The organism is Hungatella sp. (genome assembly GCF_046966825.1).
This window is the reverse complement of sequence record NZ_JBKVCZ010000041.1, coordinates 1-23,504: the sequence shown is the minus strand read 5'-3', so window position 1 is coordinate 23,504 and position 23,504 is coordinate 1. Positions and strand designations below refer to the sequence as shown.

Here is a 23,504-nt window from a genome sequence, read left to right as displayed (position 1 = left end):
GCTGCCTTTTTTTTATTTATAAGCGATGTTTAGTGATTGCTATTTTTTTAACAGCAGCCGTATGTTATTATCTTAACAGAGTACTCAGACAAATTCAACCGATAAAAGGAGAAGCACCATGAAATCAGGGGTTAAGTATTATATTCATTGTATTATTGGCATATTGATTATGCTGGTTTTCCGTTTTATTTCTCCCTTTGGACCAGTTACGGAAGTCGGAGTCAAGGTATTAGGCGTCTTTCTTGGAACGATGTATCTATGGACCTTTGTCGATACGCTCTGGCCCAGTCTGTTCGGTGTCCTGATGTTAGGACTCACCGGTTTCGGCAGTTTTAACGGCCTTTTGAGCTCGACCTTCGGAAATCCAATCGTCATCATGCTGTTCTTTGTCATCATGCTGACAGGAGCCATAACAGAAGAAGGAATTTGCGAGTACATTTCCCGTTGGTTTATCACCCGCAGGATCAATAACGGACGCCCATGGGTATTTACCGCAATGCTTCTACTGGGAGTATATCTTTTATCCGTATTGACCGCTCCGAGTCCCACCATATTCATCTTCTGGCCGATTCTCTACAGCCTATTTGCAGTAATCGGCTATAAAGAAGGCGACCGGTATGTGACCTTAATGCTGATCTCTGTGGTAATGGCGGCTTCCTTTGGGTTTGCGACAACACCTTTCAAGGGCGCGCTCCCGGGGCTGCTGGGCAATTATGCAAAGGTGACCGGGACGGCGATCGAATACCTCCCCTATATGGTAACCGCAGCGGCGATTTCGCTGACGGCGCTGGCAGCCATCGTTCTGCTCATGCGTTTCGTACTTAAGCCGGACGTGACGCCGCTGAAACAGATCGATGCCAGTCTTTTTGACAAAAATCCGCTGCCGCCCATGAATCTCCGCCAGAAAAGCTTAAGCTTTGCCCTGCTCTTTTTTATCATCTGGGTGCTGGCTCCCTCTCTTTTGCCGGAAGGGGCTCTGCAGCAGCTGTTAAAGGATACACAGAATGCAATCCCTGTCTTTATCATAACCGTATGCTGTCTGATCCACGTAGATAAAAAGCCGCTGGTTAATTTTAAGACGATTGTTTCCAAATATATGATCTGGTCCGTTGTGCTGATTGTAGGCTCCGCATTGACCATTGGAAATGCCCTGACCGATGAAGCCACAGGAATCACCGTGTTATTGAAGCAGATTTTAACGCCTGTATTCGAGGGACAGAGTCCGCTGGTCTTCACCATTACCATAGTGGTCATTGCGTGCGTTCTCACCAATATCTGCAACAATATGGTGGTAGGCATGCTGCTCATACCAATTATCCATGTATTTTCGCAGCAGATCGGCGCCGGCTCCGCGGCCATTGCATGCTTGTCCATGTATATGGTGTGTATTGCCGTTGTGACGCCGGCCGCTTCCACGACATCGGCAATCCTGCATGGAAATACGAAATGGCTGAAAATTGGTGATATCTATAAATACGGAATCCTGATGAGCATAATCAGTCTGATTGCCGTCTTGGCCGTGGGTCTGCCCATCGCTAATATTTTCTTTTCATAAATAACAGGAGGAACAGGATGAAAATAATAGAACATTTTATTGACCAGCAGGCCGCAGCAGAACAGGAATTTATGGAGAACTTTCACCGGGAACACCGTTCTTTTGAAAATCCGCTCGTTACGGTAAATCCTTACGGCATAGCGCCTCTCACCGCCGTGATCGCTTTTTTTACGGAGGAGAAGGTGAGTGTGAGCATTACGGTAAAAGGGATGGAAGCCAGCGGAGACATCGCGAAATCATTTCCGGAGGCGTATGAACACGTAATACCGGTCCTTGGCCTGTATCCGGGAACAGATAACACCGTGGAACTGAGGTTGTCGGATGGGCGGCGTAAAGAAATCATTATCACCACCGGCCCGCTGGACAGTGCCGTCAAACTGCCGGAGTCCATAGACACGACAGCCGCGTATATGGATGGAAACGTGATGTTCGTCATACCCGCCATGGGCGCGCTTCCGGCCGCTTACGATTACCGCGGAGACTGCCGCTGGTACTGCACGGAAAACATTACCTTCGCCATAAAGGAACTGCAGAACGGCCGTTTTTCCATCGGTTCCCCCCGCCTTCTGGAGAAACCGTATTATACGACGGGGCTGTGGGAAATGGACTTGATCGGAAAAATTTATGCGGAATACCGTCTTCCCGGCGGCTATCACCACGACCAGTTTGAGATGGAGGATGGGAACCTCCTTGTACTGACGGAGTGCTTTGAAAATGGCACGGTGGAGGATATGTGCGTCCTGATTGACAGGGCGGATGGTTCCATTTTAAAAACCTGGGACTTCAAGGATATTCTGCCTCAGGATGCCGCTCCTTCCGGAAGCTGGAGCGCTCACGACTGGTTCCACAATAATGCCCTGTGGTATGATAAAAAGACGGATTCCATCACACTATCCGGCCGCCATCAGGATGTCCTGATCAACATCGATTTTCAGAGCGGAAAACTGAACTGGATTCTGGGGGATCCGGAAGGCTGGCCGGAGGACATGAGGGAAGCGTACTTCTTAAAGCCAGTGGGCGATCTGGAATGGCAGTATGAACAGCACGCCTGTCTCATAACCCCGGCTGGTGATGTTATGACCTTTGACAACGGCCATTACCGTTCTAAAAACCCGGAGCACTACCGCCTGGGAAAAGACAATTACTCAAGAGGCGTGCGTTTTAGCATCGACCGGGAGAAACGGACCGTCCGACAGATCTGGCAGTACGGAAAGGAACGGGGAAATGAGTTCTTCTCGCCCTACATCTCCAACGTGGACTACTACGGAGAGGGGAATTATCTGGTGCATTCCGGCGGAATTGCCTCCCTTGACGGTATCACCTGCGAAGGTGTCGGCTCCCGCAGATACTTTGAGAACAAAAATGTCCGGCTTGAGTCAAAGACCGTGGAGCTTCTGGACGGCAGAGTTGTCTACGAAATGTGCCTGAACGCCAATTATTACCGCGCAAAGAAAATGTCCCTTTACAGCGAAGGGGAGAACTTGACGCTGGGACGCGGAATGATACTGGGGACATTAGGGAAAACGCCGGAATTCGGAACCGCCGCCGAGACGGAATATAGTAAAAACACCATTCCGGATCAATACCACTTAGATATCAGCGAAGAGTTTGACCGTTACACCTTCCATGGAACCTTCGAGAAAGGGCAGCTGGTGATGCTGGTCTTAGAAGACGGGGAGGGAAACTGTCATAACTATTTCGTATCCACTTCCGCAGTGTCATTTACCGCCATGTGCGTGGGCACATTCCAGAGTTCCGGGCGTCAGGTGGACTTCCGGCTGAATAAATGCGGTCTTCAGGGGGAATACGCCGTTTCTCTGATTATCGATGATACTAAATACAGCCTCGGCCTGACTTTAAAAATTGATGGCTGAAAAATAAATAAAAAAATAAATTTAGGCTATTTTTTTGAGATACAACTTGACATTTTATTATTCCTGGCTTAATATAATGGTACCAGGAAATTTAAGATATCATATCAACATACAAAACCCCAGGGGCGCAATCCCTGGGGCTTTGTTTTTAGGCTAACTGTCTTATTCGTCTCGATCTAACCATTTGCATATGTAGTAACCAGCTACACTCGCCATAATCGAGATAAGGAAATTTAAGATATTGCTCAGCTTTTGCTTTGAGCTGTTTTTTTCTCTGGAAGTTGACGGTAGTATTTAAAAATTTCTTTTTCATTTTGGCTATTGTTTTGATACAATTTTTTTGCTGAAAAAATAGATTTAGGCTCTTGACAAACAAACTGAAACCTCATATACTAATCAATAACTTCATAAATGCAAAAAGGCGTTGATAAGAACAAGTAATAATGCGCAATAGCACACAGAAAGCAGCCGGTTGATGAGAGGCGCGTGGAAAGCGGATTGTGAATACATCTTTGAGCTTCACACTGAAAGCAGATCTGGAAGGGACGGAGAGTCCTGCGGATCGGCGAGTAGACTGTGACGGATTCCTGCACACGTTATCGTGCTAGAGTATGACGATCGTACTCGAAGAGGTAAGCGGCGCGAGCCGTTTATAAATTAAGGTGGTAACACGGGATTACAGTCTCGTCCTTTGAACAGGACGGGACTTTTTTTTATGTAATAGGAAAGTATCTACAAAAATTAAAAGAAAAGGAGAAAACAATTATGACAGCGTACGAAGAACTCAAAGCCCGCGGCCTCATTGCCCAGGTAACGAATGAAGAAGAGATCAGCAAAATGATTAATGAAGGGAAGGCTGTATTCTATATTGGTTTTGACCCAACCGCGGACAGCCTTCACGTAGGACATTTTATGGCGCTTTGCCTGATGAAGCGTTTACAGGAGGCGGGAAACAAACCGATCGCCCTGATCGGCGGCGGTACCGGAATGATCGGTGATCCGTCGGGACGCAGCGATTTACGCCAGATGATGACTGTGGATACGATTCAGCACAACTGCGACTGCTTCAAGAAGCAGATGAGCCGTTTTATCGATTTTTCCGAAGGAAAGGCCATGATGGTCAACAATGCGGACTGGCTGCTGGATTTGAATTACGTCGATTTCCTGCGTGAAGTGGGAACTCATTTTTCTGTAAATAACATGCTGAGAGCGGAATGCTACAAGCAGCGTATGGAGAAAGGCTTAAGCTTCCTGGAGTTCAACTACATGATCATGCAGAGCTACGATTTCTATGAGCTGTTTAAGCGCTACGGCTGTAATATGCAGTTCGGCGGCGACGATCAGTGGAGCAACATGCTGGGCGGTACAGAGCTGATTCGCCGGAAGCTGGGCAAGGATGCGCACGCCATGACAATCACCCTGCTGCTTAACTCCGAGGGCAAGAAGATGGGCAAGACCCAGTCCGGCGCTGTATGGCTGGATCCGAACAAGACCACTCCGTTTGACTTCTACCAGTACTGGAGAAATGTGAGCGACGCAGATGTCTTAAAATGTCTCCGCATGCTGACATTCCTGCCGATCGAGCAGATTAACGAGATGGATAAATGGGAAGGAAGCCAGTTAAACCAGGCGAAAGAAATCCTGGCATACGAGCTGACAAAACTGGTTCACGGCGAGGAAGAAGCTGAAAAGTCCCAGAAGAGCGCCCGTGAACTGTTTACCGGCGGTAATGCGGCCGATATGCCGACCTGCGAGCTGACGGATGACGATTTCAGAGAAGGAACCATTGATATTCTCGATATTCTTCATAAATCCGGTCTCGCCGGCTCTCGTTCCGAGGCAAGACGCAACGTGGAACAGGGTGGTGTATCCGTTGACGGCAATGCAGTAAATGACGTGAAGGCCGTCTTCGCAAAAGAGAGCCTGGAGGGCGAAGGCGTCGTTGTGAAGCGTGGAAAGAAGAAATTTGTTAAAGTTATTGCGAAATAGAATTGAGGAAATGGTGAGAGCGGTGAATGCTTATGGCGTTCGCCGCTCTCCTGTTGTTGGAGTATAACTGTCCCAGAGCCTGCAGCAGAAAGCTTTGCTGGAAAATGACATCGGTATACTTGACAAAACCGGCAATTGAATTTAGAGTAGAATGACAAATCCGGCCGGAACCGGAGAAACGTCAAAGCAGGGAAACGCAGAGTCAGGTAAAAACCCAGGGAGGAATACTGTGGAAAGCATAAATGTGATTGTAGAAACAGAGCGGTTGATTTTAAGAAGATATGTGGAAGGAGATGCGCAGGATCTGTACGAATACTTATCCAATCCGGAGGTCGTTAAATACGAACCTTATAAACCGATGGATCCGGATGAAGTAAAGAGTAACCTTGCATGGAGAATCTCAACCGATGAGATGATTGCCGTCGAATTAAAAAGCAATCATAAGATGATAGGAAATGTATATTTGGGAAAGCGGGAGTTTGACGCCCTCGAAATGGGATACGTATTTAATCAGGATTATTGGGGAAAGGGATATGCAAAGGAAAGCTGCAAGGCTTTAATCGAGCAGGCATTTTCCGGTGCAATACATAGAATCTTCGCTGAGTGTGACCCACAAAATCAAGGCTCCTGGAGACTGCTGGAGTCATTGGGATTTGAACGGGAAGCTTACTTGAAACAAAATGTGTATTTTTGAAAGGATGACGATAACAAACCTCTTTGGAAGGATACCTATATTTATGCAAGGTTGAATCCGCATATGGAGAGGTGATAAAAGGATGGCGGAGGCTGGGATCACTCTTGGGAGAATCCCGGCCTCTGCCATCCTTTTTATGTGGATTGCCTGATTGCTGTGGTGACGCCGATGTTGACAGCAGCGCTGCCGATGGAATCGAACGGCTTAGTGAAGTGCACCGCTTGCGTCGGGCGTAAATGTTTTCGCCTTTGTCAGCATTTTTCCGTTTTCCTGCAGGTAATAGGTCTTTCCGTCAACTGTGAGAAATCCTGTCTGCATAACGCCGGTTTCCGGATTTAAGTAATACCAGTTGCCGTTATCATTTAACCAGCCTTTGTGGAGACTGCCGGTGCTGTCATAGTAATACCAGCTGCCATCCTGGGAAGACCAGCCGCGGGGGGCTGCCGCTTCGCCGGAGCCGTCTGTATTTACCGAATCGGCAAATGCTACGATTTTATATGCAGTATTGGAACCCGTCTGTGTCCAGACAAGACATTTCTTACCTTTCACAAGGTCCTGAAGTGTGACGATATTTCTTGTGAGGTAAGGAAGAATCTGACTGTCGGGATTAACGGTATAGGTGGTACCGTTATCTGCTGAAATGGTACCGGAAACACCGTCACCTGCAACCGTCAAGGTATCAACTGTTATATATTCCGGAACTTTGAAATCGGCCGGAATGCTGCAGAGAATGATCTCTCCGTGAGACATCGGCGGAAGACTTAAGGTCATGGCCGGGCTGATATAGGCGTAGATGGTCTCGCCGTTTTTAAGAGTATCCAGCGCAACGGGATAACCGTTTACTGCGTCTAAAATTCTGGTTTCTTCTGATACATTGATAATTAATTCCTGTCCGGCAAAATCCCCGTCCTGCCGGGAAATGGACAGTCGGCCGTCGCTGGTCTGATTTACCGTTCCATAGATCCGGATGGAAGAAGGAGCCGTACCTGTGTCAGCCTTTGAACGGAAAGCAAATCCAGAGGCGAAGACGGCTGTGACGCATAAAAGTGAGAGAAGCAGACTTCCGGTTAATTTTTTCATTGAAACCTCCATTAAATTAGTTGTGTTTTTCGATTGCTGCCAATTAGATTATAGCAGGTTGGTAGAAAAATGAAAATTAAGAAAGTTTTACAAATACTTACAATGATGGATGGCGTGCTGGGGAGTATGGTATGATAAAATTGTGTGAAAGATGAGAGAAGGAACAGGAGAAAAACGATGCCTAAATTAAGAAAAATGCTTGGTGATGTCAATTCTGCGGAATGTATTGCTCTGATGCGTCTTATTGAAACACAGAATGAAAGAACGCTGGCGGCCTGGGCTGTTGGCTATGCGAAAGATAATTTTCTGGGAATTTATGAGAATGAGTGCCCGGGAAATGTGTGTCTGAGGGATACGATACTGGCATGTGAAGAATATTTAAAAGGAAACGGTAAATTATGTGAGATAAAACCGGTAATTAAGGAAGCGGGGCAGCTTGCCCGGGATCTGGCGGATAATCCGACCGCACAGGCTGCGGCGCGGGCGGTTTCAACATCATGTGCTTCGGTCCATACGCCGACCAGCGCACTGGGATTTCTGTTTTATGGGGCGGCGGCCGCAGCATACAGCCAGGCCGGATTGGAACAAAGTGCTGAGGTTTATGATCAAATAGCTTCCAAAGAGTTGGAAAAAGCCGTAGATTCGCTGAAACAGGTCTGCGTGCCGGATGAAGCACATCCGGTGAAGGTGAAATGGAATTGTTAGGGGGGGCCCGATGCAGAAGATTGTTGCTGTTAAATACAGCCGACAAAGAAAATAATTTCAACGTGGGAATGCCGATTCCTCTTATCTTTTTAATCGGCATTTCCACGTTATTTTTTTCGTGCTGATCCCGCAGGAAAAGGTCTCATATTCATACTCATCACCATCTGATTCATTGCCGCTTGATTCCAAGCCGGAATTCTGTTTATAATAGAATAAAAGCGCTTTTTCGCCCGTGTAATAAGATCAGATTTCGGGTTGGCCATCAGTTTTGCATGTATTGATCTGTTGTATTACAAAAGGTAAAAAAATCAAATATTTTGCGATCACAATCTTGTAATAAACTACATCTTGTGGTATTATCTTTTAGTGACGGCATTAATAACAGTTATTAATACTGATTGCTTGATGAATGAAAAATGACAATTAAACTTTGGAGAATGGCGGTAAAAGAAATGGATATCAGAAAAAGAAACGGTCAGCCGGAATCATACGAGTGCGGGAAGATAAAGAGTGCCATCCTGTGTGCGTTTGCCAGTGTGAATCAGGAGCCTGGCGAGGCGCGGATGGACAGGATCATGGGTCTGGTGAATGAGAAAGTGGACGGTGCGGTGAGGGACGGAAGTCCTCTCAGCGTGGAGCAGATTCAGGACATGGTGGAACAGTCTCTGATGGAAGCCGGCTGCTACGAGGCGCTTAAGAGCTTTATTCTTTATCGGAATGAGCGGAGTAAGGAACGCAGTGTGAGGCAGGATCTGGTCCGGTATTTTAACGATGTTCCTGATATGGAGGCCGTCTTAAAGGAGATTCAGAAAAAATGGACCGGCACGGCGTACCGGCTGGAGCACCTGTTTATGAAATTTTCGGCTTTCTATAAACAGGGGATGACGGAAGCGGAGAAGCTGGCTGCCTTAATCCAGGCCGCTGTGGAGCTTACCACCCAGGAAGCGCCGGACTGGGAGTACATTGCGGCCCGTCTTTTGATGGTCCGCTTCAGAAAGAACTTAAGATCCATGGAGGCGAAGTATCAGATCAGAAGCTTTTACGATAAGCTGTATTTTCTGACAGGGGAACGGCTTTACGGCGACTATATTCTGGAACATTACACCAGGGAGGAGATCGAGACGTGTGAGGGCTTCCTCGACGAAACGCGGGATCAGCTTTTTACGTATTCCGGACTGGAGCTGCTTCTTTCCAGATATGTGATCCGCAGCCGGGAGAATGTTCCGTTAGAGTCCCCGCAGGAGATGTTTCTGGGCATCGCCCTGCATCTGGCCATGCTGGAGAAGAACGACCGGCTGGAATGGGTGAGGCGTTTTTACGATATGCTGAGTACGCTTAAGGTTACCATGGCGACGCCGACCCTTTCCAACGCGAGAAAGCCGTATCATCAGCTTTCCTCCTGTTTTATCGACACGGTGCCGGACAGCCTGGATGGCATTTACCGCAGCATTGACAGCTTTGCCAAGGTTAGCAAGTTCGGCGGTGGTATGGGACTGTATTTCGGCAAGGTCAGGGCAGCAGGAAGTGCAATCCGCGGCTTTAAGGGCGCAGCCGGGGGCGTGATCCGCTGGATCAAGCTGGCCAATGATACCGCGGTGGCGGTAGATCAGCTGGGCGTTCGCCAGGGAGCCGTCGCCGTATATCTGGATGCGTGGCATAAGGACCTTCCGGAATTCCTGGCACTGCGTACTAACAATGGGGACGACCGTATGAAGGCACACGACGTATTTCCGGCGGTCTGTTATCCGAACCTGTTCTGGAAGCTGGCAAAGGAGAATATCGACGCGGACTGGTACCTGATGTGTCCTCATGAGATTCTCACGGTAAAGGGCTATTCGCTGGAAGATTCCTATGGACAGGAATGGGAGGAACGCTATCGGGACTGTGTCGCTGATCACAGGATTCATAAGCGGGTGATTCCGGTAAAAGAACTGGTCCGCCTGATTTTAAAGAGTGCGGTGGAGACGGGAACTCCATTTACCTTTAACCGGGACCTGGTTAATGAGGCAAATCCCAACAGCCATAAGGGCATCATTTACTGCAGCAATCTCTGTACGGAAATTGCACAGAATATGAGTCCGGTGGAACAGATGGAGCAGCGCATCGAAACGGTGGACGGCGAAACGGTGGTGGTGACAGTGACAAAGCCCGGCGATTTCGTGGTATGTAATCTGGCCAGCCTCTCTCTCGGGAAGATCGATGTGACGGACCGGAAAGAGGTTACCGAGCTGACACGGTACGCAGTGCGTGCGCTGGACAATGTCATCGACTTAAACTTTTTCCCGGTTCCATACGCCAAAATCAACAACATGCGGTACCGCCCCATCGGACTGGGGATCAGCGGTTACCACCATATGCTGGCGAAAAACGGAATTTCCTGGGAATCGGAGGAGCATTTGGCATTTACCGACCGGGTGTTTGAATGGATTAATTACGCGGCGATTGAGGCAAGCTGTGACTATGCCGGGGAAAAGGGCCGCTATGAGCTGTTTGAAGGAAGCGACTGGCAGACGGGCGCCTATTTTGAAAAACGGAACTACCATTCGGAAGAGTGGCTCCGGCTGAAGGAAAAGACGGCGGCAAACGGCATGAGAAACGGATGGCTGATCGCCATTGCGCCGACGAGCAGCACCAGTATGCTGGCGGGAACGACGGCCGGCCTGGACCCGATCATGAACCGGTATTACCTGGAGGAAAAGAAGAATGGACTGGTGCCGCGGGTGGCTCCGGATTTATCTCCCGAGACATTCTGGCAGTACAAGAACGCCCACTACATTGACCAGCAGTGGTCCGTCCGGGCGGGGGGAATCCGGCAGCGCCATGTGGACCAGGCGCAGAGCATGAATCTCTATATCACCAACGAATACACCTTAAGGCAGGTGCTGAACCTTTATGTACTGGCCTGGGAGTGCGGCGTAAAAACCATTTATTATATCCGCTCCAGAAGCCTGGAAGTAGAAGAGTGCGAGGTATGCTCCAGCTAAATGCGGCCGCGGAAATATCATGCAGCAAGCTGTAAAAGAGGAAAGGAAAGACCATGGAACAATTAACCAGAAAGCCGTTATTCAATCCGAACGGCGATACCGACGTCAGAAACCGCCGTATGATAGGCGGCAATACAACGAATCTCAACGATTTTAACAATATGAAATACACCTGGGTGAGCGACTGGTACCGGCAGGCCATGAACAATTTCTGGGTGCCGGAGGAGATCAACCTGGGCCCTGATGTAAAGGACTATCCTATGCTGGACGCCGGGGAGCGGAGGGCCTATGACAAGATTCTGTCATTCCTCGTATTCCTGGACAGCATCCAGACCGCCAATTTACCGGCCATCGGCGAATATATTACGGCCAATGAAATCAACTTATGCCTGTCCATCCAGACCTTCCAGGAGGCGGTCCACAGCCAGAGCTACAGCTATATGCTGGATACCATCTGCGAGCCGCAGACCAGGAACGAGGTGCTCTACCAGTGGAAAAACGATGAGCATCTGCTTGCCAGAAATACCTTTATTGGAAATCTTTATAATGAATTTCAGAAGGACAAGAGCCCGTTTACATTTATGAAGACCGTGGTAGCCAATTTCATCCTTGAAGGGGTTTACTTCTACAGCGGATTTATGTTCTTCTATAACCTTGGCAGGAACCACAAGATGCCGGGATCCGCACAGGAGATCCGGTATATCAACCGCGATGAGAACACTCATTTATGGCTGTTCCGCAACATGATTCTGGAACTCAAAAATGAGGAGCCGGAGCTCTTTACCCCCGAACGCGTGGATGTATACCGAGAGATGATTAAAGAGGGATGCCGCCAGGAGATCGCCTGGGGCCATTACGCCATCGGAGACAAGGTGCCGGGACTGACGAAAGATATGATAACGGACTATATTCAGTATCTTGGCAACCTGCGGTGTTTCAGCCTTGGCTTTGACCCGATTTATGAGGGGCATGAAAAGGAACCGGAGAGTATGGCCTGGGTATCCCAGTACAGCAATGCCAACATGATAAAGACGGATTTCTTTGAGGCCAGAAGTACGGCTTATGCGAAGAGCAGCGCTCTGGTAGATGATCTTTAAATCTGGCAGATGATCTTTAAAGAAGAAGCGGGCATGAGGGCAGTTTTAGAAAACTGCCTTCATGCCCGCGATGTCATCCACGGTCATGGCCTGGGAAATCCGGTCAAAATCCTTTTGTATGAGAACGTAGATATCGAGAATCGGCTGGCACTGAATTCGGGTCTCCTCCATGATCTCATCGTAGTCGGAAATCATGAGCTCCACAATAGCGGCGTCGATCAGACCTGCGTCCTTCATTTCTGTGATAATCGTGCATATTTTGTCTTTGGAAAATGCGGTCTTGTAGCTTCTCGTGCCGGAAAGGGCGCTGATGATATCGGCGATGGCCACGATCCGTTCTCCGGTGCTTAAGTCGGCGGCGGCCAGGCCTCTCGGGTAACCGGAGCCGTCGAGCTTTTCATGGTGACGGAGGGCGAGCGATTTGACCGTATCCTCGATGACGTCTCCGAAAATTTTCTCAGTGATGTCCACGTGGGTGCGCATGATATTCATGGCCTGGGGGCTCAATTTGCCCGGATACTCCAGGATTTCCACCGGAATGCCGATTTTTCCCAAGTCATGAAGCATGGAACCGCAGATGATCTGGTTGCATTCCTCCTCGTTCATCCCCATGCGTTTCGCCAGTTCGGCGCTGATGGTCGTGGTGGTGATGGTATGGGTAACCGTGTGGCGGCTTCGGAAATCAATGGTGAAGATAAGCATCTTTAAGTAATCCGTGATTTCGTCCTGTGTGAGGGGAATCTCGGAAAACAACTGAAAAAATAGCGATTCTGCGTCCGTGTCGCCTTCGAACGGTGTGTGGAAATCGCAGGCGAGGGCAAGATCGGCAATAACGGGCGAGAATTTTGTTCCGCTTCCTTTCTTCAGGAGAGCCGCGGTTTCTTCCCATGTCAGGTGCTGCACCTCCATGGCGACGTCGATGCGGTCGGCCACATGAATGACCTGTGCAAGAAGCCGGATTCCTTCCGGAAATACCTCCGAATGCTCCAGAACCTGCCAGGTAGCGTGATGCAGAAGAATAGCTCCGGAAAGCTTTTTGAGCGGAGAAAAGTATTTGATGAACAGATAGCCATAGACGGAGTGGGCCAGAACATCATTGGTGTCAAACTGCAGCATCTTTGAAATCTCATCGGTCTTGTAGGCGCCGATGTCGTGAAGAAGGGTCAGAAAACAGACGTCCCGTATCTTCCGGGCGTCTTCATGGAAATATGGCTTTAACATTTCAGATACAATATAGGCCACCCTGTAGCCGTGATTCATCAGGCGGGCGTCCACATAGCTGCAGGAACGACGGATAATTTCCAGTATTCCCCGGTTGTCAATGGAACCTGTATACTGCATAATTTTGTTCTCCAGTTTTCGTGTTTGATGGTAAATTTAAGTGTAACATAAATGGGGGAAAATGTCATGCTTATGTATGGGAATTTTACAGCAAAATGTGAAAGGAGGTTCCGTGCGTTACGGGAGGTTCGCAGAGTGAGAATGACGCCCGAACCGTAGACGGATTCTGTTCTTTTGATAAATTCGCAAATCATCGTGACAAATCAGGAAAAATCATTTACAATAAATGGAGAAAGGGCTTTCAGAGAGGGGATGCAGACTATGAATATCTACGATATTGCGGCGGAGGCGAAGACATCGATCTCCACTGTATCACGGGTACTGAATAATAAAGGGAATGTAAATCCGGAAATCAGACAGCGGGTGGAGGAGGTGCTTAAGAAGTACGACTATAAACCCAGCGCCATTGCGCGTGGGATGGTGTCGAAGACGATGAAGAGTATTGCGATTCTGACTGTGGATGTCAGGGTGACCCACTACGCCAGAATGGTTTACGTGATTGAACAGATTTTCAGCAATGAGGGGTATAATGTGACCGTCTGTAATACGGGCGGTTCGATCAGCGAATGCGGCCGGTATTTCGAGATCCTTTCCGAAAAACAGGTGGATGGAATTGTGCTGATCGGATCTGTCTTTAATGAGCTGATTCATTACCCGGAGATGACGGCCAGGATTAAGGGGATTCCTGTGGTGGTCGCCAATGGACAGGTGAAACAGCCGGATTTCTATTCCGTTATGGTGGACGATATGAAAGGGATCCGCTCCGTCGTCGATTATCTCTATGAGAAAGGACACAGGGATCTGCTCTATCTCTATGACCTGGAGACAGAGAGCAGCCGGGCGAAATGTCAGGGATTTCTGGAAGCCATGAAGCTGCACGATATCGCCGGAGCCGAAAAGAATGTGGTGCACTGCCGGTACGGCCTGGAAGGCGGTCTAGAGGCGGCAGAGGAGATCTGCCAGCTCGGCATCCCGTTTACAGGGATTGTGTGCGGTGAAGATATTACCGCTATCGGGGTGATGAAGGGGCTGAAAAAGAAAGGCTTCCGGGTGCCCGAGGATATCGCGGTGACCGGCTGCAACAATTCTCCTGATTCTCTGATCTGTGAGCCGGAACTGACGACGCTGGATAATAAGCCTGAACTTCTGGGAGATATGTGCGCCCAGCTTTTAAAGGATGTTCTGGAAGGCCGGAAAGCCTTATCCAATGTGGCTATACAGCCAGAATTATTGATACGCGGGACTACACAGTGAGAAAACAGAATTGGGAAAACAGGATCGGGAAAACAGGATCGGGAAAACAGGATCGGGAAAACAGGATCGGGAAAATAGAATCGAGAAAACAGGATCGGGAAAATAGAATCGAGAAAACAGGATCGGGAAAATAGGATCGGGAAAACAGGATCGAGAAAACAGAATCGAGAAAACAAAATCAAAAAAAGGATCATAAAATTATGATTATGTAAAAACGCTTTCTCAATATAAAAGAGTTTATTTGGACACTAAAATCAAATAAACTCTTCTTTTTTTATATTTAAACGTGAAAACGCTTTTACATAAATGCAAAACGATGTAACCTTTTAACAAAAAATTATACGGATAAATATGCATTATTAACTAAAATTAAGAGTTTATTACAAGACATATTGACAAGACAGTCTCGAATGCTATAATGAGACTATAAGAAAGCGCTTTCTCAAGAATTGAAAAAGAGATCTAAAAAGTAAAGAGCAGTAACGAAGACAGGACAGGTAATTGAGAAGAAAACAAGTTCTTCCGTCAGTCCCCCACCGGCGGAGGCCAGATTAAAGGAGAGAAAAATCATGAGAGTGCAGTATGAGGATTTATTAAAGAAGTTCCAGGGAATTTTGATGAGCAGAGGGTTTTCCGAGACTCATGCACTGGACGCGGCGACGGTGTTTGCAAAAAACAGTCTCGACGGTGTGTATTCCCACGGTGTAAACCGTTTTCCGAGAGTGGTCAGCTATCTGGACAAAGGAGAGATCGATCCGTCGGCTATTGCGACATGCGAATCGGCTATGGGAGCTATTGAGCGGTGGAACGGACACCGTGGATTCGGTCCGTTAAATGCAAAGCTTGCCATGGATCGTGCCTGTGAACTGGCGAAATTAAACGGTGTGGGCGTCGTGGCGCTGGGCAATAACAACCACTGGATGCGCGGCGGCAGCTACGGATGGCAGGCTGCTGACCAGGGATGCATCGGAATCTGCTGGTCTAATACCATGCCGAATATGCCGGCCTGGGGCGGTAAAGACAGAAAGATCGGCAACAATCCACTCATTATGGCGATTCCGAGAAGCAGCGGTAAGCACGCGGTCATCGACTGTGCCGTATCCCAGTTCTCTTACGGCAAGATCGAGGAGGCGAGGCTGAAGGGCCAGCAGCTTCCGGTACCGGGCGGCTACGACACCAATGGAAATATCACCACGGATCCCGCGGAGATTGAAAAGACATGGAGAGTGCTTCCGATGGGCTACTGGAAGGGAAGCGGAATCTCGATTGCCCTGGATCTGATCGCAACGGTTTTAACCAGCGAGAATTCCGTTAAGAAGATCGGGACCTTCGGCGACGAGGTAGGCTTATCCCAGGTGATGATCGCCATGGATCCGTCCAAGTTTAACACGACTGAGGAAACAGACCGCATTGTGGATGAGATTCTGGCGGATATCAAGGCCTCGGAGCCTGCGGCAGAGGGCGGGGAGGTGTTCTACCCTGGCGAGCTGGAACTGAAGACGAGAGATGACAACACGAAGAACGGAATTCCGGTTATCGAAGAGGTGTGGGAGACGTTGAATTCTTTGGAACGCTAGAAGGGGTCACCCGGAAAGAATGGTAGAGAGGGAGAGAAAAATCAATGGAATATATCATAGGAATTCTGATTCTGGTATCATTTTTCGGCCTGGCATTCTATGCCGCGAAAGGCGGAAACTTAATGATGGGTATGCTGGTCATGGCAATTCTCTGGACCGTACTCCCCATGATCGGCAATACATTTCCGACGAATCCGGCATTTGTTGCGGCTAATGCGGAGAACGTCGGTATCACATGGATCCAGGCATTCTCAAAAGTATTTCAGAGCGGCCCGGAAGGCTGGGGGACCGTTCTGGTCAACGTCGTATTCGGCGCCTGGTTTGGACGCGTGCTCTTAGAGACTGGAATTGCCTCCACGCTGATCCGAAAGACCACGGAGCTGGGCGGTGATAAGCCGGCCGTTACCTGTATTCTTTTATGTATCGTGACCACAGCGATTTTCTCCTCTCTGTTTGGAGCAGGAGCGGTTGTGGCGATCGGTGTGATTATCCTTCCGATTCTGATGTCTCTTGGGATTCCGAAGGTGCTGTCTGTCGTATCCTTTATGCTGAGCATCGGCGCCGGTATGTTCTTAAATCCGGTCCTGTTTGGACAGTATACCGCATTTTTTCTCGATGCGGAGGGGAGAACTACATATCCTTACGAAGAGTATGTGCGTTGGGGCGGAATTGCCCTGGCGGTTCAGCTGATTTTCACCATCTGCCTTGTGCTCTTCTGCATGAGAAAGAAAAAGACGGTTCACTCCTGGGCGGCCAGACGGCCAATCAGACAGAAAATGGATTTCGCCCCGGGAAAATCCCTTCTTACCCCGTTTATTCCGGTGTTCCTGCTGATCGTGTTCAAGGTTCCGATCATCATGGGATTCCTGATCGGCGGTTTCTATGCGCTCTTTGTCTGCGGGAAGCTTAAGAATTTCCGTACGGCCTGCCGTACCTTTAATAAAGACTTTTTCGACGGCGTTGTCGATACCGCTCCGCTGGTGGGCTTCCTGCTCATGGTACCCATGTTTAACAAGGCGGCCGAACTGTGTATCCCGTATTTTAACGCGCTGCTGGGCAATGTAATTCCTCACAGCACCCTGTTTATCACCATTATTTTCTGTGCTCTGGCACCGCTCGGGCTGTTTCGCGGACCGTTTACCTTATACGGATGCGGCGCGGCCACGCTGGGGATTTTAAAGGGAATCGGATTTTCCACCGCATTTCTGGCGCCTCTCATGATTGCGTCTACGACGGTCATGAACGTTTCCTGCTGTATCACGCAGTCTTGGATCGTATGGGGAATCAGCTATGCCAAGGTTTCCACCAGGGATTTCTTAAAGATGAGCGTCGTATGCGGCTGGATTATCTGCGTGATCTTACAGATTGTCACATTTGTGATGTTCGGTTAACGAAAAGGAGTAAATTATCATGGGAAAAAGATTAGTGAGAATGGGCATTGACGTAGGCGGAACCCATACGAAGGCGGTAGCCATTGACAATGCGACACATGAGATTATCGGAAAATCTTCCGTTAAGACGACACATGACGATGTGAGTGGTGTGGCGGCCGGTGTTGTAGCCGCGTTTCAGAACTGCTTAAGGGAAAATGATATCGCTCCGGAGGACGTGATTTTCGTGGCGCACAGCACCACCCAGGCTACCAACGCTCTGATTGAGGGCGATGTGGCGACTGTCGGAGTGGTCGGCATGGGGCCGAAGGGCATGGAGGGCGTTCTCTCCCGCGCTCAGACGAAGCTGAAGGATATCGATTTAGGATCCGGCAGAAAGATTGTTATCAAAAACCGGTATTTAAAGGATGACGAAGTGGATGAGGATACCGTGAGAAAGGCTGTGGAGGAATTAAAAGCGGAAGGCGCCCAGGTTATGGTTGCGTCGGATGCCTACGGCGTGGATGACATCGCGGGAGAGCAGTTCGTCTATGAGATTGCCCATGACGAGATGGGATTTGAGACGACACTGGCCTCCGACATCACGAAGCTTTACGGACTGACGAGGAGAACGAGAACGGCCGCAATCAACGCTAGTATTCTGCCGAAAATGCTGAACACTGCCAACAGCACCGAGAGCAGCGTCCGTGAGGCCGGCGTGGAGGTTCCGCTGATGATCATGCGCGGAGACGGCGGCGTTATGGAAATCAATGAGATGAAGAAGCGCCCGGTTCTGACCATGCTGTCGGGACCTGCCGCCAGCGTCATGGGATCGCTTATGTACTTGCGCGCCTCCAACGGAGTGTATTTTGAAGTGGGCGGTACGACGACCAATATCGGTGTCATTAAAAATGGGCGTCCTGCCATCGATTACTCCATCGTCGGCGGACACAGAACCTATATCAGTTCTCTGGATGTGCGCGTGCTCGGTGTGGCCGGGGGCAGCATGATCCGTGTGAACAAGACCGGGGTTCACGATGTGGGACCGCGTTCCGCTCATATTGCGGGGCTGGATTATGCGGTATTTACCGACGAGGATGAGATCGTGGAACCGAAGCTGGAATTTTTCTCTCCCAAGGAGGGGGATCCGGATGACTATGTGGCGATCCGCTTAAAGAGCGGCAAAAGGGTGACGATCACCAACAGCTGCGCGGCTAACGTACTGGGGCTGGTAACGGAGAAGGATTTCTCCCATGGAAATGTAAACGCAGCCAGAAAGGCGATGCAGCCGATTGCGGATTACTTAGGTGTTACGGTGGAAGATGTGGCGAGACAGATTCTTACCAGGGCGTACGAGAAGATTGAACCGATCATCCTGGATCTGGCGGCGAAATACCATTTGGAGCACGACCAGATTTCCCTGGTTGGCGTAGGCGGCGGCGCGACGTCACTGATCGGATTCTGTGCGGATAAAATGAATATTAAGTACAGCGTTCCGGAAAATGCGGAAGTCATTTCCTCGATCGGCGTGGCGCTGGCCATGGTTCGGGATGTGGTAGAACGCGTGGTTCCCAGTCCGACACCGGAGGACATCAGAAGCATCAAGCGTGAAGCTGTTGACAAGGCGGTGGAGAGTGGTGCGGCGCCGGATTCCGTGGAGGTTCACATCGAAATCGACCCTCAAACTTCCAAGCTTACCGCCATTGCGCTGGGCTCCACGGAAGTGAAGACTACCGACTTATTAAAAGAATGCACGGAGGAAGAGGCGCGGACTCTGGCGGCGGAAGACTTGCGGGCCAATCCTGCCGATGTCCGGCTCGTCGGCCAGACGGCCAGCTTCTACGTTTATAATATGGAAGGAAAGGGCAGAAATCCGCTTCGCATTCTGGATAAGAAAGGCTTTATCAAGGTCCAGAGAACCGATGGCGAAGTCGTTCTGACGAAAGCGTCCTCATATCGGAGCATTGTATCGAAGATGTGGGAAGAGTTGGCCATATTTAAGGCGGACGCCATTCTGCGGCCGGACTACTATCTCTGTGTCGGCGCGCGGGTCATGGACTTTAACGGATCCGGAGAACTGGAACAGATTCTGATGTTGATGGATGTGGAAATGCAGATGATCGACTCTTCCGATGATATTATTATTGTCGGCGCGAAGAATCAGTTGTAGAATAGAAGAGAAAGAGCTGTTTCCGGTACTGGTAAGTGCTCCTGTTACAGGAAATGCCTCCTGCCAGGAGTACACTCCGGCGCAGAGTCCGGTGAGTCAGTACTGCATTCACTGAAACTTATGCAATGCAGTACTGGTCTCTGATATTATTTATATAGAAGAAAGGGGAGTGCGCTGTGGCTTTAAATGGTGCAAAACGTTTGGCGGGCAGTCTGTTCGGAAAGGCTGAAATGCCTGATCTGGGTCTGGGAGATACGGGGAAGGTGCTTCCGCTTCGTCCGATGATGGAACGCCTTCTCTCACTGGACCGGGAAGCCTGGGGGCTTTACGCCTGGTCGAGAGAGCCGCTGGAGGGCAAATTTGACCGGGAGCAGAAGCTTCAGTACCAGAGAAAGGCGGAAGCCTGCGGGAGAGAAGAGGCGGCGCTGGCGGCGGCAGAAGTCGTATTGGAAGTGCCGGACAGTCTGGCAAAATCCGCAGCGGCCTCTATGAAGCTGCAAGTGACGACTCCCGATACACCTGTGGGCGGTGGCCAGGTTACTTTTGCACAGTATGTGGAACCGGACGAGGTAACCATATTTATGGACGCGGTTGAAAAGGCGGAAGCGCTGGCGGCTTCGGAAGGCCTCGCGGATCTCCTGGGAGATGTGAAGATTTTCGATATACTTCTGGCCCATGAGATCTTCCATGCGGTGGAGTTCAAGAAGGAGGATGTCATCTATACGAAGACGGAGAGAGTGGAGCTGTGGCGGAAACCATTTTCCAATAAGTCCCGTCTCGTCTGTCTCGGTGAGATGGCCGGTATGGCGTTTGCAGAGGAACTGCTTAAGCTTCCGTTTTCTCCCTACGTGCTCGATGTTCTTCTGATGTATGGATATCATGGGGCGGCGGCTACGGCTCTTTTTGAGGAAATCATGGAAATCGCCGGAGAGAACGGCGGGAAAGTTGAGGAAGAGACATGCTGACAGGTAATTTGAATGTAGTGGAGAAATACGACTATCTGGCTGAGAAATTCCGCAGGGGCTATGAATTTTTACGGACTACGGATCTGAAGGCGCTGGCCGTTGGGAGAGTGGATATTGACGGCGATGACATTTACGCCAGCGTTCAGGAATACACTTCTCTGAAGGCGGATACGTGTAAGTTCGAAGCGCACAACCGATATTTCGATATCCAGTATGTGGTGGAAGGCGAGGAACAGTTCGGCTATGCGAAACGTGCGGATCTGACGGAAGAGGCTCCTTATGATGAGACGAATGACATCGTGTTTTTCTGCGAACCCGAGGAAGCGGGTACGGTCCTGTTAAAGGCGGGAGACTGCATCGTCGTGGCTCCGGAGGACGCACATAAGCCGAGATGCCAGGCAAAAGAGGCATGCTATGTGAAGAAGATTGTGATTAAGGTCAGAGTGTAGATGATGATGTGAGAAACAACATACAGAAGACTGCCTGCCATCGGTGAAATACCGGTACAGGCAGTCTTCTGTATGTTGCTTTTCCGGGGCCTGCGTACTGCGCGCTAAAGAAATATGGCCGCTGAAGCGACCGCACTCGGGCGTGCGAGTCCGGCAAGCCGGACTCTCTGCTCTATAAATGATGCAGAATATCAACATTGATTTTACCACCCCGGTGTGATACTATTTTCTCAGACAGACACGGCATTTGGGCGGTTTCAGCCGCCGGAAGGGAGCTGGAGGTGGAGGGTGTGAAAATGGGGGCGGCCAGCCGAATCACCTGGCGGCCGGGAACCGGTAAAACGGGGATTCCGGAAACGGAAAATGGACTGCCGTATCCTATGGGAAGTCAGGGCGCGGCTGAGGTAAGAGGCGGTAAGAGTATCACGTACGGCGGAAACGCGGCGAAAGAGGCAGTGCGGGCCGGAACTTCTGACACGGTGGCGTTTGGGGCCGAGGACAGAGGGCCGGTTTCGGAAGAAGCGGTGCTTGACTATCTGCGTGTTCTGGAAAAAGATTATCCGGGTGTGACGATTCTGATCCGGGACCGGGAGGAGGTCCGCGACTTAAAACAGTTGGCGGCTTCGCTGGGAAAAGGGCGTTTTCTGGTCGTCACCACGGATTTCCTGAAGCGGATGGGGCGGGATGCCGGAGAATATGAACGATGTAAGGCTGTTCTAAGGAGACGGAGTGCGGACTGGCGATGGGTGGAAGCGCCAACGCGAGCGAGGGCGCGTGTTTAGACGCAGCCGGTAAAAAGACGTGGGCAGTGCCGGCAGCAGGAAAGCAGAAGTCCGGTCAGAAAGATGGCACATCAGGCATTACCGGCTTTCCGGGCAGTCGGGAAAAGCAGAAGCTGGAATCAGAAATAAATGTAAAAAAGGCCTCAGTAAGTTCCTATGCGACCAGCGGTCATTATGGGAGCCTTGCCAGAGCGGGGACAAAGGGCCAGGTACAGAAGGTGCTGGGAGACGTTCACCGGAGCATCGGAAATCTAAGGCTGGCGGCCTGCTTCGGAGACGAGGAGGAGAGGACGAAGGCCGACAGGGCGATCCGCTCTCTCCAGAAGCTTCTGGCAAGAGGAAGCAGAAAGATCCGGCGGCTGGACCGGGAAAGCAGCCTGAAGCTTCAAAAGAAGCATGCGGAGAAGGCACGAAAGGAAAAGAAGGTTCTGCAGATCAGGCTGGAGATGAAGAAGAGAAGGGCCGCCAGGTATGGGGCCGATTACAGTCTTGTACGGGAAGGCCTTGCAGACACCTGCTATATTCTGGGGACGGGTAAGCACCGGAGCTGGGAAGAGGAGCGGGCGGCGCAGGAGCTTCCGGGGGTCGGTGGGATCGGAAGCGGTATCGGTTCCATGGGTGGTGACGGAGGCGGAGAAGGATCCATTGACGCTTCTGACGTGGTAATTTCGGATGGAGGTTCGTTTTAACGACGAACCTTTTTTCTGTTATTACGCGGAGGAGTGCTGTTTTGTATCTTTATTTTGCGTTGACTAAGCTGTACGTATATGTTAAAATACATACAGGAGTTATATGGTTTTGGTTCGCTGTAGTTTCTTGATTCGAATAAAGTGAGGTCAATTATGGAGAGTAAATACAAACATCTTTACAACCAGCTGCAGGCTCAGATTGAAAAGCGGGAATATAAGGCAGGGGACAAGCTTCCTTCCGAAGGCGATTTGATGGAATTGTACGGCGCGTCCCGCGATACGGTCAGAAAGGCGCTGGACCTGCTGGTACAGGACGGATTTATCAGAAAGGCGAAGGGGAAGCCTGCGGTCGTTCTGGACAAGAATAAATTTAACTTCCCGGTGTCGGAGATCGCCAGCTTCAAGGAGATATACCGTTTCTCCGATTCGAAGCCAAAAACGTACGTGGAAAATTTAGAGATCGTTAAGAATGACCCGAAGCTGATGGAGGCCCTGCAGATCGGCCCCGAGGACGAAGCATTTGTTCTGGAGCGGGTCAGGGAGATAGAGGGGGAAAAGATCATCATCGATAAGGATTATTTCTCCAGAAAGGTGGTGGATAATCTTCCGCTTCGGGCGGCCCAGGATTCCGTCTATGAGTATCTGGAGCAGGAGGTGGGCTTAAAGATCGGTTTCGCCATGAAGGAGATTACGGTACAGATGGCGGGAGATGAAGACCGCCGCCTTTTGGATATAAAGAACTACGATATGATCGTTGTGGTAAAGAGCTATACGTATCTGGAAGATTCCACGCTGTTCCAGTTTACGGAGTCCCGCCACCGCCCGGATAAGTTTAAGTTTGTGGACTTTGCGAGGCGAAAGCTGTAAATAATGGTTTGGCGAATGCTACGCCAAAGAGCTTGAGGAGAGCAGGAAGGGGACGGAGGCCG

General features: G+C 49.9%; 18 protein-coding genes and 1 other annotated feature. Of the genes, 16 read left to right on the top strand and 2 right to left on the bottom strand.

All coding sequences use genetic code 11. The features are described 5' to 3' along the window. Positions 1-118 precede the first annotated feature (118 nt). The 4 genes from ACLTD4_RS14510 to ACLTD4_RS14495 all read left to right on the top strand — a co-directional run bounded on the left by ACLTD4_RS14510 (position 119) and on the right by ACLTD4_RS14495 (position 6,112). A complete protein-coding gene (locus ACLTD4_RS14510; protein ID WP_025530957.1) occupies positions 119-1,555 on the top strand; it encodes an SLC13 family permease in 1,437 nt (478 codons plus the stop codon). Positions 1,556-1,572: 17 nt separating this feature from the next. After that, entirely contained in the window at positions 1,573-3,429 is a 1,857-nt protein-coding gene (locus tag ACLTD4_RS14505) for an aryl-sulfate sulfotransferase (protein ID WP_117622651.1), read from the top strand. Positions 3,430-3,844: 415 nt separating this feature from the next. Continuing rightward, positions 3,845-4,124, top strand: a binding site (T-box leader). A 70-nt stretch (positions 4,125-4,194) separates the two neighbouring features. Next, the gene (gene tyrS / locus ACLTD4_RS14500; RefSeq protein ID WP_002604509.1) at positions 4,195-5,418 is read left to right on the top strand and encodes a tyrosine--tRNA ligase; all 1,224 of its coding nucleotides are present in this window, start codon (positions 4,195-4,197) and stop codon (positions 5,416-5,418) included. Positions 5,419-5,647: 229 nt separating this feature from the next. Further along, positions 5,648-6,112 carry a GNAT family N-acetyltransferase gene (locus tag ACLTD4_RS14495; RefSeq protein WP_320995629.1) on the top strand — a complete coding sequence of 155 codons (465 nt, stop codon included), beginning with the start codon at positions 5,648-5,650 and terminating at the stop codon, positions 6,110-6,112. Between the two features lie 204 nt (positions 6,113-6,316). Here ACLTD4_RS14495 and ACLTD4_RS14490 read toward each other — a convergent pair whose 3' ends face one another. Continuing rightward, positions 6,317-7,192 carry a hypothetical protein gene (locus tag ACLTD4_RS14490; protein WP_243009735.1) on the bottom strand — a complete coding sequence of 292 codons (876 nt, stop codon included), beginning with the start codon at positions 7,190-7,192 and terminating at the stop codon, positions 6,317-6,319. Positions 7,193-7,369: 177 nt separating this feature from the next. On the opposite strand from ACLTD4_RS14490, the gene ACLTD4_RS14485 reads away from it, so the two are divergent. From ACLTD4_RS14485 to ACLTD4_RS14475, 3 genes are all read left to right on the top strand, one after another. Next, on the top strand, positions 7,370-7,897 hold the full coding sequence (locus ACLTD4_RS14485) for a putative immunity protein (RefSeq protein ID WP_117622653.1): 528 nt from the start codon (positions 7,370-7,372) through the stop codon (positions 7,895-7,897). Between the two features lie 452 nt (positions 7,898-8,349). After that, positions 8,350-10,881, top strand: coding sequence for a ribonucleoside-diphosphate reductase subunit alpha (locus ACLTD4_RS14480; protein WP_055656928.1), 2,532 nt, complete (start codon positions 8,350-8,352; stop codon positions 10,879-10,881). A gap of 53 nt (positions 10,882-10,934) precedes the next feature. After that, on the top strand, positions 10,935-11,978 hold the full coding sequence (locus ACLTD4_RS14475; protein ID WP_117622654.1) for a ribonucleotide-diphosphate reductase subunit beta: 1,044 nt from the start codon (positions 10,935-10,937) through the stop codon (positions 11,976-11,978). Positions 11,979-12,023: 45 nt separating this feature from the next. Here ACLTD4_RS14475 and ACLTD4_RS14470 read toward each other — a convergent pair whose 3' ends face one another. After that, positions 12,024-13,319, bottom strand: a complete 1,296-nt coding sequence (locus ACLTD4_RS14470) for an HD-GYP domain-containing protein (protein ID WP_117622655.1) — start codon at positions 13,317-13,319, stop codon at positions 12,024-12,026. A 261-nt stretch (positions 13,320-13,580) separates the two neighbouring features. On the opposite strand from ACLTD4_RS14470, the gene ACLTD4_RS14465 reads away from it, so the two are divergent. The 9 genes from ACLTD4_RS14465 (at position 13,581) to treR (ending at position 23,442) form a co-directional block, all read left to right on the top strand. Next, entirely contained in the window at positions 13,581-14,573 is a 993-nt protein-coding gene (locus ACLTD4_RS14465; RefSeq protein ID WP_038258855.1) for a LacI family DNA-binding transcriptional regulator, read from the top strand. Positions 14,574-15,142: 569 nt separating this feature from the next. Then, the gene (gene yiaK / locus ACLTD4_RS14460) at positions 15,143-16,150 is read left to right on the top strand and encodes a 3-dehydro-L-gulonate 2-dehydrogenase (RefSeq protein ID WP_002604501.1); all 1,008 of its coding nucleotides are present in this window, start codon (positions 15,143-15,145) and stop codon (positions 16,148-16,150) included. Between the two features lie 44 nt (positions 16,151-16,194). Next, positions 16,195-17,541: a hypothetical protein gene (locus tag ACLTD4_RS14455; protein WP_002604500.1), complete on the top strand. Its 1,347-nt coding sequence runs from the start codon at positions 16,195-16,197 to the stop codon at positions 17,539-17,541. Positions 17,542-17,560: 19 nt separating this feature from the next. Further along, positions 17,561-19,690, top strand: a complete 2,130-nt coding sequence (locus ACLTD4_RS14450) for a hydantoinase/oxoprolinase family protein (protein WP_055656694.1) — start codon at positions 17,561-17,563, stop codon at positions 19,688-19,690. Between the two features lie 176 nt (positions 19,691-19,866). Beyond that, a complete protein-coding gene (locus ACLTD4_RS14445) occupies positions 19,867-20,655 on the top strand; it encodes a hypothetical protein (protein ID WP_117622657.1) in 789 nt (262 codons plus the stop codon). Continuing rightward, on the top strand, positions 20,649-21,104 hold the full coding sequence (locus tag ACLTD4_RS14440) for a YhcH/YjgK/YiaL family protein (protein ID WP_117622658.1): 456 nt from the start codon (positions 20,649-20,651) through the stop codon (positions 21,102-21,104). The genes ACLTD4_RS14445 and ACLTD4_RS14440 overlap by 7 nt, the downstream gene beginning before the upstream one ends. A 281-nt stretch (positions 21,105-21,385) precedes the next feature. Then, positions 21,386-21,886, top strand: a complete 501-nt coding sequence (locus ACLTD4_RS14435) for a hypothetical protein (RefSeq protein WP_412331389.1) — start codon at positions 21,386-21,388, stop codon at positions 21,884-21,886. Further along, positions 21,847-22,575, top strand: coding sequence for a hypothetical protein (locus tag ACLTD4_RS14430; protein ID WP_412331388.1), 729 nt, complete (start codon positions 21,847-21,849; stop codon positions 22,573-22,575). The genes ACLTD4_RS14435 and ACLTD4_RS14430 overlap by 40 nt, the downstream gene beginning before the upstream one ends. Positions 22,576-22,728: 153 nt before the next feature. After that, the gene (gene treR / locus ACLTD4_RS14425; RefSeq protein ID WP_117622660.1) at positions 22,729-23,442 is read left to right on the top strand and encodes a trehalose operon repressor; all 714 of its coding nucleotides are present in this window, start codon (positions 22,729-22,731) and stop codon (positions 23,440-23,442) included. The last annotated feature ends 62 nt before the right edge of the window (positions 23,443-23,504 follow it).